General features: G+C 63.5%; 12 protein-coding genes and 1 pseudogene. 4 read left to right on the forward strand and 9 right to left on the reverse strand.

The window, feature by feature from the left end:
- Positions 1 to 56: 56 nt before the first annotated feature.
- The 4 genes from VDQ28_RS15620 to VDQ28_RS15635 are packed head-to-tail and all read left to right on the forward strand — an operon-like array spanning position 57 to position 3839.
- Positions 57 to 824: a metal ABC transporter ATP-binding protein gene (locus VDQ28_RS15620; RefSeq protein ID WP_323036808.1), complete on the forward strand. Its 768-nt coding sequence runs from the start codon at positions 57 to 59 to the stop codon at positions 822 to 824.
- A complete protein-coding gene (locus VDQ28_RS15625) occupies positions 817 to 1920 on the forward strand; it encodes a metal ABC transporter permease (RefSeq protein WP_323036809.1) in 1104 nt (367 codons plus the stop codon). Before VDQ28_RS15620 ends, VDQ28_RS15625 begins: the two co-directional genes overlap by 8 nt.
- A complete protein-coding gene (locus tag VDQ28_RS15630) occupies positions 1917 to 3068 on the forward strand; it encodes a metal ABC transporter permease (protein ID WP_323036810.1) in 1152 nt (383 codons plus the stop codon). The genes VDQ28_RS15625 and VDQ28_RS15630 overlap by 4 nt, the downstream gene beginning before the upstream one ends.
- A complete protein-coding gene (locus VDQ28_RS15635) occupies positions 3069 to 3839 on the forward strand; it encodes a sulfite exporter TauE/SafE family protein (RefSeq protein ID WP_323036811.1) in 771 nt (256 codons plus the stop codon).
- Here VDQ28_RS15635 and VDQ28_RS15640 read toward each other — a convergent pair.
- The 9 genes and pseudogenes from VDQ28_RS15640 to VDQ28_RS15680 form a co-directional block, all read right to left on the reverse strand.
- Positions 3836 to 4807: an alpha/beta hydrolase gene (locus tag VDQ28_RS15640; RefSeq protein ID WP_323036812.1), complete on the reverse strand. Its 972-nt coding sequence runs from the start codon at positions 4805 to 4807 to the stop codon at positions 3836 to 3838. The genes VDQ28_RS15635 and VDQ28_RS15640 overlap by 4 nt on opposite strands.
- 64 nt (positions 4808 to 4871) lie before the next feature.
- Complete coding sequence (locus tag VDQ28_RS15645; RefSeq protein ID WP_416349396.1) at positions 4872 to 5150, reverse strand: hypothetical protein; 279 nt, start codon at positions 5148 to 5150, stop codon at positions 4872 to 4874.
- Positions 5147 to 6332 (reverse strand): annotated as a pseudogene (locus tag VDQ28_RS15650) (phosphoglycerate kinase). Before VDQ28_RS15650 ends, VDQ28_RS15645 begins: the two are co-directional and overlap by 4 nt.
- A 76-nt stretch (positions 6333 to 6408) precedes the next feature.
- Complete coding sequence (locus tag VDQ28_RS15655) at positions 6409 to 7830, reverse strand: aldehyde dehydrogenase family protein (protein WP_323036814.1); 1422 nt, start codon at positions 7828 to 7830, stop codon at positions 6409 to 6411.
- Positions 7831 to 7932: 102 nt separating this feature from the next.
- Positions 7933 to 8286 carry a hypothetical protein gene (locus VDQ28_RS15660; RefSeq protein WP_323036815.1) on the reverse strand — a complete coding sequence of 118 codons (354 nt, stop codon included), beginning with the start codon at positions 8284 to 8286 and terminating at the stop codon, positions 7933 to 7935.
- A gap of 314 nt (positions 8287 to 8600) precedes the next feature.
- Positions 8601 to 9230, reverse strand: coding sequence for a glutathione S-transferase (locus VDQ28_RS15665; protein ID WP_323036816.1), 630 nt, complete (start codon positions 9228 to 9230; stop codon positions 8601 to 8603).
- Between the two features lie 831 nt (positions 9231 to 10061).
- On the reverse strand, positions 10062 to 11120 hold the full coding sequence (locus tag VDQ28_RS15670) for an aldolase/citrate lyase family protein (protein WP_323036817.1): 1059 nt from the start codon (positions 11118 to 11120) through the stop codon (positions 10062 to 10064).
- Between the two features lie 10 nt (positions 11121 to 11130).
- Positions 11131 to 11931, reverse strand: a complete 801-nt coding sequence (gene hpaH / locus VDQ28_RS15675) for a 2-oxo-hept-4-ene-1,7-dioate hydratase (RefSeq protein WP_323036818.1) — start codon at positions 11929 to 11931, stop codon at positions 11131 to 11133.
- On the reverse strand, positions 11928 to 12803 hold the full coding sequence (locus VDQ28_RS15680) for a fumarylacetoacetate hydrolase family protein (protein ID WP_323036819.1): 876 nt from the start codon (positions 12801 to 12803) through the stop codon (positions 11928 to 11930). The genes hpaH and VDQ28_RS15680 overlap by 4 nt, the downstream gene beginning before the upstream one ends.
- Between the last annotated feature and the right edge of the window lie 14 nt (positions 12804 to 12817).

Genomic DNA, 12817 nt, shown 5'->3' on the forward strand with positions numbered 1-12817 from the left:
TTTTACTTGCGAATGATTCGCAATAAGGTCTGGCGTGAACCGCAACGGAGGGCGCCATGTCCGGACTGCACGAGCCGCAATTTGCCTGCCATGTCGAGGACTTGACCGTCAGCTACCGTGACCGGCCGGTGCTGTGGGATATCGACCTGGATATACCACCGGGCGTCATGGCCGCTATCGTCGGCCCGAACGGTGCCGGGAAATCCACGCTGATCAAGGCAATCCTTGGGCTGGTGACGCCGGTTGCCGGACATGTGCGGATTTTTGGTCTTCCCGTCGATCAGGCCCGTCGCCGCATTGCCTATGTGCCACAACGCCAATCCGTCGATTGGGATTTCCCGGCAACGGTGCGCGATGTGGTGTTGATGGGGTTGTATGGCCAGATGGGCTGGCTGCGGCGACCGGGCAAGGCCGAGCGCGCACGCGCGACGCGGGCCTTGGAGCAGGTCGGTATGCTCGACTATGCGGCGCGCCCGATCAGCCAATTGTCGGGCGGTCAGCAGCAACGGGCGTTCATCGCGCGGGCGTTGGTGCAAGAGGCCGACCTGTTGTTCCTGGACGAGCCGATGGCCGGCGTCGATGCGGTGACCGAAGCGGCGATCGTGACCTTGCTCAAAGCGCAACGCGACGCCGGGCGCACGGTGGTTGTGGTGCATCACGACTTGCAAACCGTCGCCAAATACTTCGATTGGTTGGTGATGCTGAACCAGCGGATCATCGCCCAGGGCCCGGTAAAAGACGTCTATACCGAGGCCAATCTGCGCGCGGCGTACGGCGGACAACTGGCCCTGATCGGAGCGCTGGAGATGAGCGAGAATGCTTAACCCGACGCTGATCACGGTGATCATGGCGGCGGCGCTGATTGGCGCTTTGGCCGGGGTTCTTGGCACATTTCTGGTGCTGCGCGGCCAGAGCCTGCTGGGCGATGTGATCTCGCATGCGGCGTTACCGGGGGTGGTTGGCGGTTTTCTGGCCAGCGGCGGGCGCGGGTTCGTGCCGATTCTGGGTGGAGCGTTGATCTCGGGCGCGCTGGCGGGGCTGGTTGTGCAAGTGCTGCGCCGGGGGGCGGGCGTCAAGCCGGATGCGGCGCTCGGCACGGTCCTGAGCCTGTTTTTCGCGGGCGGTGTGGTGCTGCTGTCGGTGGCGCAATTGCAGCCGGGTTCGGCGGGTTTGACGGTGTTCCTGTTTGGCCAGGCGGCCTCGGTCCTGCGCGCCGACCTGTTGCCAATGGCGCTTGTCGCGGCCTTTGTCCTCAGCGGTATTCTTCTGTTCTGGAAGGAATTTCAACTGATTGCCTTCGACCGAGAGGCGGCTTTTGCGCAAGGGTTGCCGGTTGTCCTCTTGGAAACCGTACTGACCGTGTTGACCGCGATCACCATCGTTCTGGGCCTCGCGCTGGCGGGCGTCGTGTTGATGGTCGCCATGCTGATCGCGCCCGCCGTTGGCGCCCGTAAGTGGGTGCGCGGATTGGGGCCAATGGTGGTGCTGTCGGCGATGTTCGGCATTGCCGCCGGGGCCAGCGGTGCGTTTTTGTCAGCCATGGGGCAGGGCATTGCGACCGGGCCTGTCATGGTGTTGATGGCCAGCCTGTTCACGGCAATCTCGCTGCTGTTTGCGCCGGACCGGGGCGTCTTGGCGCAGGTCATGCGGCGTGCAACCGCGCGAAAGACCCTGCAAGGCTATCAAGTGCTCGAGGCATTGCATGGCATGAGCCGGGATCACAAGAACCCGGCCTATGGCAGCGATCAAGCCATGCTGGACGCCTATCTTGGTGCTGACGCCGGGCCCGCCCTGACGCAATTGCAGCGTGACGGGTTGATCCGCGTGCAGGCCCCCGCAGAGCCCGAGGATCGTGCCACACGCTGGGAACTGACCGACGCCGGCGCGGCGCAGGTGACGGCGCATGGGGGCTGGCAGTGATCCTCGATTTACTCGATGTAATGATCCTGACAACCGGGGCTTTGGTGGCCCTGTCGGGCGCGATGCTGGGCACGTTCCTTGTGCTACGCGGGCAGTCAATGTCGGGCGATGCGATCAGCCATGCGATTGTGTTGGGCATCATTCTGGCCTGGATGATCACCGGCGCGCGCTCGGGCCCTTTGGTGGTCGGCGGCGCGGCCTTGGCGGGGATCGCGGCGGTTCTGGCGGCGCAGGCCTTGGCGCGCAGTGGGCTGATGGCGCAGGATTCCGCGACCGGGCTGGTGTTCCCGGCCATGTTCGCGCTGGGGGTTCTGCTGATCAACCTGAACGCGCGGAACCTGCATCTGGATGTGGATTCGGTGCTGTTGGGGGAAATCGGCTATATCTGGCTGGACACCGTGATGTGGTTTGGCGTCGAATTGCCGATTGCGGGCGTGACGCTGGCGGCCGTGTCGGTGGTCAACGCGGTGTTCCTGGCGCTGTTCTGGAAAGAGCAAAAGATCGCGGCCTTTGATCCGGGGTTGGCCGCAGCCTCGGGGTTTCGGCCGGAATTGATGGGCCTGGCGCTGCTCACGCTCACCGCCCTCACGGCGGTTGCGGCCTTCGATGCGGTGGGCGTGGTGTTGTTCCTGGCGTTCCTGATCGTGCCCGCCGTGACCGGGCGTCTGGTCGCGGCCAGTGTTCTGGGCATCATGCTGGTGGCAATTGCATCGGGGGTCGGGTCGGTGGGCGTGGGCTATGGCGCGGCGATGCTGTGGGATGTGTCGATCGGCGGCTGCATGGCCTTGGCGACCGGGTTGGGGCTGGGTCTGGCGCTGATGGCCTCGCCACGCTCGGGCTTTGTGGCGCTGGTGATCCGCCGTCGTGCGATCCAGATGGAGGCCCTGGTTGCCACCTTGTTGACGCATCTTGCCAGCCACGAAGGAACCCCCGCTCAGGCCGAGGAGAGCAGCCATGTCGCGCTGATCGAACACCTGCATTGGCGCGAAAATCAGGCGCAGTTGGTGGTGCTGGAGGCGTTGGATCGTGGCGTGATCAAGCGGAACGGCGCGGAATACGCGCTGACCGAGGCCGGGCGTGCGCTGGCGCGGGCGGCGGCGCGACGGATTGACCGTCGTGCGACAGAGCTTCGCGAAGGGTCCAGCTAAGTGGCTGAATGGACTGTCTTTACCACGCCGACGATGATCTGGGTCACGGTTCTGGCGGTGGCGCTTGTGGGTCTGTCCAAGGGCGGTCTTGGTGGCGCTTTCGCGCTGATGGGGGTGCCGGTGATGTCGCTGGTGATGCCGCCTGTGCTGGCGGCGGCGGTCTTGTTGCCGGTCTTGCTGATGATGGATGCGGTCAGCTTGTGGCACTGGCGCAAATGGACGGATTGGTCGGTGTTGAAGATCATGGTGCCGGCCGCGCTGATCGGGATCGGGGTGGGCTGGGCCACGGCGGCGATCACCTCGGACTCTGTGGTGCGGTTGATTGTCGGCGTCGTGGCGCTGGCGTTTTCAGCACGCGCCTTGTTGGGGCGCTTCCTGGGGCGCGCGCCCCGGCATCGCCCGGCTTTGGGGTGGCTGTTTGGCGCGGTGGGTGGGTTCACCTCGTTTGTGGCGCACGCTGGCGGGCCGTTGTTTCAGATGCATGTGTTGCCAAAACGGTTGGACCCAAAGCTCTATACCGGCACGTCCGTGATGTTCTTTGCCGTTGTCAACCTGGTCAAGGTGGTTCCCTACGCCGCGCTTGGCATGTTTGAACCAGAGGTGTTGATGTCGGCACTGATCATGCTGCCCTTGGTCCTTGTGTCGGTCAGCCTTGGCGCGGCGATCATCCGGCGCATGTCGGCCGAGGTGTTTTATCCGTTCACCTATGCGATGGTCTCATTGGTCGGCGCAAGACTGGTCTGGGACGGGATCGCCGGACTGTTGGCTTAACTTCTGGCACGGCGCGCGATGCGGTCGATTGCATCGACCACCGCGTCGGGATGGCTGTGATGGGGCATATGGCCGGTGTCAGGGAGGATGGTCAGCACGGCCCCTGGGGCCTCGGCGGCCATGCGGCGGCTGTGGATTTCCAGCCCGACGATGGTGTCCTGATCGCCGTGCAAAATCTCGATGGGCAGGGTCAGATCGGCATAGGCGGGCTGCATTTCTGTCACATAGGTCAGCAAGTCATTGACCTGCCGGGTGTTATTGGCCTGCGAGTCGCGCCGGATCGACAGATTGGGGCCGAAATACGCGACATAGCCTTCGGGAATTGGTGTCGGGGAAAACACCGAGTCAAGGACCGTCGCGACCATCGATTCCGGTGCAAAAGCCGCAACGGTTGCACGAGCCGGGCGGCCCAAGGGTGTGTCATTGAGCCGATACCAACCGCCAAGCGCCGTATCCCACGGATGGGTCGCGCCCGCCAGCAGAACGACGCCCGCGGTTTGCGCCTCGGATTGCAGGGCAAAGCCCATCGCGACCGAACCGCCATAGGAATGGCCCACGACGATTGGACGACGCACCCCCAGGTGTTCGAGCGCCAGCCGCAGCACCCGCGCCTGTTCGCGTGGGTCGCTATCGGCCTCGCCCAGACTGTCGGAGTATCCCAGACCGGGGCGATCCACGGCAATCACGCGGTAGTTGCTTTCCAGCCGTCCCACCAGATCAAAGGTGAAATCGCGCAGATTTCCATTCGCGCCGTGGATCAGCACCACATCCTGCGCGGACCGGTTCGGACGTCCGGCATCAAACACATGAATCCGGTGGCCCTCGACCTCGATGAACTGCCCCAAAGGCGGGGTTTGCGCCTCCCATCCGGCCTCGCGGCGGTCGGCGCGGGTGTCGACCAACGCGGCGCATCCGGCCAACCCTGCAACGGCAAGCACAGAGATCATGAGCGGGGCGGGCATGGGCATGGCGAACTCGCTGGTTGTGAGCACGACGACCTAGCGCGGCGCTTCCCGCTGTCCAGTGGGAGGGTCAGGGTTTCTCGGCGAAACGCCCGGCACGCCCACCGCGACGCCGGCTTTGCGACGGTTTCACCTGCGCCGCCGCGGCCAGAAGATCGGTCATCGGGTGGGCTGTTGCCGCGTGGGCTGCGTGCAAACGGGCGGCAATCGCGGGTTGATCTGCGTCCAGTGGCAGGCTGAGCGCCCAATCCACCAGGATCGAGCGACACTCGGCCGCCGTGATGCCCTCGATCCGGTAGGATTCGCGGATCAACCCTTTGGGATCATCCGGATTGCGCGCCTCCATCATGCCTCCAAGGCTTTGACGCCGGGCAAGGTCTTGCCCTCCATCCATTCGAGGAACGCCCCGCCAGCCGTTGAAATATAAGTGAAATCCTTGGCGGCATCGGCACGGTTGAGGGCCGCCACCGTATCGCCGCCGCCCGCCACGGACACCAGTGTGCCCTCCTTGGTCAATTCGGCGGCGTGTTGTGCCGTGGCATTGGTGGCCGCGTCGAACGGTTCCAATTCGAAGGCACCCAACGGGCCGTTCCAGATCAGCGTGCTGGCGGTCTCGAACACCGCGTTGATCGCGGCAACACTGTCGGGACCGGCGTCCAGGATCATCGCATCCGCGGGGCACTCGGTCACGATCTCATGTGGCGCATGGGCCTTGAACTCGCGCGCGACCACCAGATCGACCGGCAGGATCACATTGCAGCCCGCGTTTTCGGCCTTGGCAAGAATGCTGCGTGCGGTGTCTGCCAGATCGTGTTCGCACAGCGATGTGCCAACCGGTTTGCCAAGCGCGGCCAGAAAGGTGTTGGCCATACCGCCGCCGATCACCAGATGATCAACCTTGCTGACCAGATTGCCCAGAAGATCAAGCTTGGTCGAGACTTTGGCCCCGCCGACAATCGCCACAACCGGACGTTTCGCGTTGCCCAGGGCGGCGTCCAGCGCCTTGAGTTCCGAGGCCATGAGCCGACCTGCGCAGGCGGGCAACAGCTTCGCTATTCCCTCGGTCGAGGCATGGGCGCGGTGCGCCGCCGAAAACGCGTCATTCACATAGATATCGCCCAAAGCGGCGAGGCTTGCGGCGAATTGTGGGTCGTTCTTTTCCTCGCCCTCGTGGAAACGGGTGTTTTCCAGCAGCAGGACATCGCCGTTCTCCATCACCGAGACCGCCTTTTTGGCCGGGCCACCGATGCAATCACTGGCAAAGGCCACGGGTTTCCCAAGGGCTGCGGACAGCGCCGGCAGCACTTGTTTCAGGGACATCTCCGGCACGGGTTTGCCCTTGGGGCTGGCCGAAATGTGCGAGCAACACGACCTTGCCGCCCGCCGCCGAGATGTCGCGAAGGGTCGGCAGCACGGCCCGGATGCGCGTGTCGTCGCTGACAACGCCGTGGCTGATCGGCACGTTGATATCCACGCGGACCAAGGCTGTTTTGCCGGTAAAGTCCATATCGTCGAGTGTTTTCCAGCTCATGTGCGCCTCGTTTATTGTGTGTTGGAGCCTTGTTGCCCGCCCGGGTCCGTGGCGTCAACTGATCACGGCGTCGGGATCAATCCCAACCAATGATGCCTTTGACTTCGCAGAAATCATGCAGCCCCCAATCGGCGTATTCGCGACCGTTGCCGGATTGTTTATAGCCGCCGAATGGCGCGAAAGTATCCCAGTCTGGGCGATTGAGGTTGACCATTCCCGCCCGCAACCGTCGCGCCAAAGCGCGCGCCTGATCCTGCGGACCTGAGACATAGGCGGCAAGCCCATACGGTGTGTCATTGGCGATCTCGACGGCCTGATCGACGCTGTCATAAGGCAAAATCGACAGGACCGGGCCAAAGATTTCCTCGCGCGCGATGGTCATCTGGTTGTCGACGCCTGCGAAAACGGTCGGGCGCACGAACCAGCCGCTGTTCAGGCCCTCGGGTTTGCCCAGGCCGCCGGCGATCAACTGCGCGCCCTCATCAAGGCCGGACTGGATCAAGCGTTGCACCTTGTCCCATTGCGCCTTCGAGATCAGCGGGCCCATCGTCGTCGCTTCAAGGCGTGGGTCGCCGACGATCACGGCTGCGGCAACTTCTGAGGCCAAAGTGGCGGCGTGGTGCATCTGGTCGCGCGGCACCAACATGCGGGTCGGTGCGTCGCAGCTTTGGCCGGTGTTGTCAAAGACCGCTTGCGTGCCCGCGCGGACTGCCGCGTCAAACGCGTCATGCGGCAAGATGATGTTGGGCGATTTGCCACCCAGTTCCTGCGCCACGCGTTTGACGGTGGGCGCGGCGGCGGCGGCCACGGCCGTGCCAGCCCGCGTCGAGCCGGTAAAGCTGACCATATCGACCTGAGGGTGCTCGGACAGGCGCGCGCCCACCACCGGCCCCAAGCCGTTCACAAGGTTGAACACGCCCTTGGGCAAGCCAGCCTGATCGCAGAGCTCGGCAAAGACGATCCCGGAAAGGGGTGCGATTTCAGAGGGTTTCAAGACCATCGTGCAGCCTGCGATCAAGGCTGGCGCGACCTTGCAGGCGATCTGGTTCATCGGCCAGTTCCACGGCGTGATCAACCCGCACACGCCAATGCCCTCGCGAAGGATCAGCGAGGTGCCGCGCTTTTCCTCCCAGGTCATGGATTCGGCGGCGGTGATCGTGCTTTCAAGATGCGCGCCGCCGCCCCAGACCTGCGCCTCGCGCGCCCAGGTGATCGGCGCGCCCATCTCGGTGGACATCGCCTGCGCCAGATCCTCGGCGCGGGCGTTATAGGCCGCAAGCAGCCGTTTGACGGCGGCGATCCGGTCAGCGACGGGGGTGGTTGTCCAGCCCTCGAACGCGGCACGCGCGGCGGCAACGGCGCGGTCGGTATCCGCAACGGACCCCAGCGCCAATTGGCCGACGATTTCTTCGGATGCGGGGTTCTGAATCGGCATCGTGTCGCGGGTCAAAGGCGATACCCATGCCCCGTCGATATAAAAACGGCTGGTGTTCATCATTGGCCCCATTGTGGTTCAAGTCCATCCTAGGGGCGGCGACATGGTCAATGCAAGCGCGGAACCAACCGCGGAAGGGATAGGGGCGTCATGCTGCCGAATGGGTCAGATCCTGATCCGGGGGTACGAGTCGCAAGGGGCCTCGGACATGGTGCGAAACGCGGGGGTGTGGTCCTTGATACGCGGCATACCCACGGACAGATAAGATCGCAACGTTGACACCATCGACCGGCGCATCGCCTTGCATGCATCCGCCAGCGCGGTATCGCGTGTGATCACCCCGCCGCCCGGGTCCTCGATGGCAAACACCTTGCGAAAGGTGGAGGTATTGGCCAACCCTGCGCTGGTTCGGGTGTCAAAGCGCAACACGATGCCCGCGTTCAACAACAAACCCACACAAAGTCTCAACCCCGCCCGCGCCATTTCCGGGAAACAGACGGCGAACTGCGGCTGCAACATTGATATCCATCGCTCCAAACCCGGGCGATGCCCCCGATTGGCGCGGCGTCTTGGGTCTTCAGGCCGCAACCGGAGCGGATATACCCCTCATCCGGGCCTTCGGGATTGGCCGTATCGAACCCGACCCAACCGTGCCGTTGCGTTTAGGGGGTGCGGGTGGTTTGACCATGACGCATTTTGTCAAAGCCGGAAACCATGCCGCACACCGATTTTCCATGACGGCGCGGCATCAGGTGACGGGCGCAATGACGTCCCGGTGCCCGATACTCGGGGTCGAAATGCCCAGGCGCGTGAGTGCAGGGTCCGGAAATCGGCTAAAGGGACGCGCTCGGGTGGGCTTTGATTGCGTCGAACCATGCGCGGGTCGCAGGTGAAGTATCTGGAATAGAGGCTTTGATGACGCGCGCAAAATCGACAAAAACAAACCCGGTGATATCCGCCATCGTCAGGCGTTCACCCGCCAGATAGGCGCTTTGCGACAGGCGCTGTTCGAGCAGGTCGAAAAACAGCCCGACCCGGAGGCGCCCGCGCTCTGCCAGTTCGGGAATCTGCTCGAAATTCACCGGCCCGGTCAGCGCGCGCCCCCGCATGTGCTTGTTGGAATTGCGCAAGACATCGGCGATGGGCAGGCCGCCTTGTTGCTCGACTAGCGCATTCCATTGCATCACCTGCGCCTTCTCATCGGCGGTTTCGCCCAACAGGGGTGGATTGGGCGACACGGCTTCCAGATAGGTGGCGATGGCGAGGTTTTCGGTCAGCGTGGCCCCCGACCGGGTGATCAGCACGGGCACCGTGGCGCGCGGGTTCACGGCCAGAAAGGCTGGTGAGAGCTGCTCTTTCTCGGCCAAGGAAATCTCGCGCGATTCAATTTTCAGACCCTTTTCCGCAATGAACATGCGGGCGCGACGAGGGCTGGGCGCGGTGGAGCAATCGTAGAACAGCATGAACCCTTAACTCCTTCCTTGCGCGTGTTTGTGCGGTATCGTTGCAGAGCTTTGCCTTAAAGACAACAGGCGAGTGGTCGGGTTGTCCGCTCATGAAACCGGCATGCGACAGTGGACCCGGGGATCAGGGGGAACCCCGCACGATACGAGTCGCTGCGCATTAGGCAAGGATTGCCCCACGGTAGCTGCGACAAACACCGCCCCAACACCACGCGCGACGACAGACCGATACCGACGGCGCCTATGTGCGGCAACTCGAAGTCGGCAGGCTGAGAAAACAATGGATCGTTGCAGGGCTGATCTGGAATGGCCTGCGCGCGTTTGCCCAGGGCGTCACACTGGGCGTCACCGAGGGCGATGTCGTGGTTGCGCGCGCGGGGTGTTTTTCGGTGACGGGGATCACGTCTTTCCGGTCCACGCAGGGACAGCGCCAGCTCAGGATGCGACAGAATGAACATCTCCATTCGCGCCATTCGCAAGCCGGTCCCCATAATGGCGCTGCTTCTGGTGCTGGTGATCGTCGGGCGGACGGGCTTCATGGACTGCCAGTCACGCAATTCCCGACTGTTGATATCCCGATTGTCACGGTTGCCATTGCGCAGCCGGGTGCGGCACTCTCGGAGATTTCCACGCAGATCATTCGGACGGTGGAACGTGCCGTTTCGGATGTGTCCGGCGTCAACACGTCACGGCGATCGCCACCGACGGCCTCGCATCAGCGCGGATCCCCGAGCATGAGGCCGGGTTCCGGCGCCGTGACGGGGCTCATGTCCGGCTCTATGCTTGCTTTCCGGTGGCTTGCGATACCGTCCAAGGAGATTTCCTCGCGGGTCAGGCGTCCCAGGTCAGGGTCAATTCCTCGCGAAAGGCAAAGCGTTGCAGATGCGCTTCGATCACCGATTGCCACCGCGCCAGATCGCCGCGCGGGCCGACGGTTGCGGTCAGGGTCAGGCGTTCCGGGGTCGCCGTCAGCACCAGCCGGTTGCCCGAGTCAAAGACCAGTGTGCCTTGCTGTGCGTCAAACTCGGCCTTGGCCTTGTGCGACCAGTGTTTGCACAGTTGTTGCAGGTACTTACTGGCGTTTTCCGTGATGGCGTGGCCGGCAGCGACCTGATCGGGCAGCAAGGACAACGCCGCTTTCGCGCTGGCGCGGATCGCGCTGGCAAACAACGACACGTCAATCGCCGTCGCCACAAAGGTTGCGCCGATCTCGAGGCAGGATTTTTGCAGCGTCGGACTCATCGTCAGGATGCCGCCCGCCTTGCCCGAGGCGACGATCTTGCGCATCGCATCAAGGATGGCTGCCTCAACCTCGGGCGCGGTGGCTTGACCCAGAAAACCCATGTCGGCCGCCAGATCCGCGGGGCCGATAAACACGCCATCGACGCCCTCGATGGTCAGGATTTCATCCAGCGCCGCCAAGCCCGCTAGATTTTCGACCTGCACCAACAGGCAAATCTCGTTGCCGGCGGTGGTCAGGTAATCCGGGATCGCCGCAAATCTTGACGCACGCGCCAAGGATGCCCCAACACCGCGCACACCGTGCGGCGGATAGGTCACCGCCTTGACCAGATCGCGCGCCTGATCGGCGCTCTCGACCATCGGCACCAGCAGGGTTTGCGCGCCCGCGTCCAGCAATTGCTTGATCATCCAGGTCTCGCCAATCGTCGGGCGCACGATCGGGTGCGAACCCGAGGCGGCAATCACCTGCAATTGTGCGATGATCGAGCGCAGGTCGTTGGGTGCGTGTTCGGCGTCGATCAACAGCCAGTCGAACCCGGCGCTGGCGCTGATTTCTGCGACATAGGGATCGGCCAGACCCAGCCAGCAGCCCATTTGCGGCTTGCCAGCGCGAAGCGCGGCCTTGAACGGATTGTGCGGTGCGGGCATGGGGTTTCCTTCAGGCAAAATTGAGAGTGACAGCGCCAAATCCGCCGAAATCGGCGTGGATATGGCTGCCAGAGGGGCATTCGACCGGGCGGATGAAGCTGCCCGACAAGATGATATGCCCGGCTTCAATGGCTTGGCCGTATTGCGCCATGCGGCGCGCCAGCCAGACCACGCTTTCAACCGGATCGTTCAGCACACCCGCGCCAAGGCCGGTTTCCTCGACCGCGCCGTTGCGGCTGATGATTGCCCCGACCCAGCGCAGATCATGCGCGTCAATCGCATGGCGCTGCGGGCCCAGCACGACGCCGGCGTTGGCGGCGTTGTCGCTGATCGTGTCATAGATGATCCGCGCTTTTCCGGTCACCGGGTCGCGGCGCTGAATGCGGGTATCGAGGATCTCGAGCGAGGGCGCGACAAAATCTGTGGCGGCGATCACGTCATCGCGCGTCACATGCGACCCAGCCAGCGAGGATTTCATCACGAAGGCGATCTCGGCCTCGATCCGGGGTTGGATGAACCGCCCCCTGGGCACCGTCGCGCCGTCGTCAAAGCGCATGTCGTCGAACAGGATGCCGCTGTCGGGAATGTCAATGTTCAGCGCGGCCTGCATCGCCTTCGAGGTCAGGCCGATTTTCCAGCCGATCACCCGTTGACCCTGCGCCGCTTTGGCGCGCGCAATGGCGGATTGAATGGCATAGGCATCGTCCATCGTGATGTCGGGATGGCGCAGGCTCAACAGGCCGATCTGCACGCCGGTTTTCTCGGCCTGTAACAAATCGGCGGCGGCTTTGGCGTGCTCGTCGGGCGTCATCCCAAAACCTCGTCGGCCACCGTATTGCGCAATATGCCGATGCCGTTCACCTCGACCTCGACGACATCGCCGGGTATCAGATAGCGCGGCGGATCGAACCGTGCGCCGGCGCCGGTCGGGGTGCCGGTGACAATGATATCGCCGGGCTGCAAGGTCATGAAGGTGCTGATATATTCGATCTCGCGCCGGATCGGGAACATCATCCGGTCAAGCGTATCGTCCTGACGAACCTCGCCATTGACGCGGGTGATGATGCGCGCCTTGTCAAGCTGTGCCGCGTCGGTGAAGGGCACCAGCCATGGCCCCATCGCGCCCGAGTTGTCCCAATTCTTGCCCTGCGTCACGTTGAACTTGGCGTGACGCACCCAGTCGCGGATCGTGCCCTCGTTGCAGATCGTCAGCGCGGCGATGTGGTCATAGGCGTCGGCCTGCGTGATACGCCGTCCGGCCTTGCCGATGACAATCGCAACCTCGCCTTCATAATCCAGTGTTTGGTTCTCGGGCGGGCGGATCAACGGGTGTTGGTGCCCCGTAAAGCCGCTGGCAAAGCGGGGGAAAAGCGACATGTATTTCGGCGAGGCGCTGCCGTCTTTGTATTCGGCGTTGCGGTCAGGGAAATTGACGCCGACACAGAGGATGCGCCGCGCGTTTGGCAGGACCATGTCGTAGGTCACGTCGCGGTGCGTGACCGCGCGCCCCTCGGCGGCCTGCGCCAAGGCGTTCAGGCCACCCCCGGCGATCACGTCCAGCAAACTCGGCCAGTGCGGAAAGTCAGGCGACAGCGCGATCATGCCCGCGTCGGTGACTGCGCCGTAAAAGGTCTGACCATCGGCGGAATAGGTGGCGAAGCGAGGGGGATTAGGGCTGTTCATGTCATAATTCCGGG

Origin of the sequence: Pararhodobacter sp. (assembly GCF_034676545.1) — a bacterium.
In the GTDB taxonomy this organism is placed as follows: domain Bacteria; phylum Pseudomonadota; class Alphaproteobacteria; order Rhodobacterales; family Rhodobacteraceae; genus Pararhodobacter.

Coding starts and splice junctions, on each gene's coding strand:
- VDQ28_RS15665 (WP_323036816.1), bottom strand. CDS start 9,230: ATGCTGTTCTACGATTGCTCCACCGCGCCCAGCCCTCGTCGCGCCCGC.
- VDQ28_RS15645 (WP_416349396.1), bottom strand. CDS start 5,150: ATGATGGAGGCGCGCAATCCGGATGATCCCAAAGGGTTGATCCGCGAA.
- VDQ28_RS15620 (WP_323036808.1), top strand. CDS start 57: ATGTCCGGACTGCACGAGCCGCAATTTGCCTGCCATGTCGAGGACTTG.
- VDQ28_RS15660 (WP_323036815.1), bottom strand. CDS start 8,286: ATGTTGCAGCCGCAGTTCGCCGTCTGTTTCCCGGAAATGGCGCGGGCG.
- VDQ28_RS15680 (WP_323036819.1), bottom strand. CDS start 12,803: ATGAACAGCCCTAATCCCCCTCGCTTCGCCACCTATTCCGCCGATGGT.
- VDQ28_RS15670 (WP_323036817.1), bottom strand. CDS start 11,120: ATGCCCGCACCGCACAATCCGTTCAAGGCCGCGCTTCGCGCTGGCAAG.
- VDQ28_RS15655 (WP_323036814.1), bottom strand. CDS start 7,830: ATGATGAACACCAGCCGTTTTTATATCGACGGGGCATGGGTATCGCCT.
- hpaH (WP_323036818.1), bottom strand. CDS start 11,931: ATGACGCCCGACGAGCACGCCAAAGCCGCCGCCGATTTGTTACAGGCC.
- VDQ28_RS15640 (WP_323036812.1), bottom strand. CDS start 4,807: ATGCCCATGCCCGCCCCGCTCATGATCTCTGTGCTTGCCGTTGCAGGG.
- VDQ28_RS15625 (WP_323036809.1), top strand. CDS start 817: ATGCTTAACCCGACGCTGATCACGGTGATCATGGCGGCGGCGCTGATT.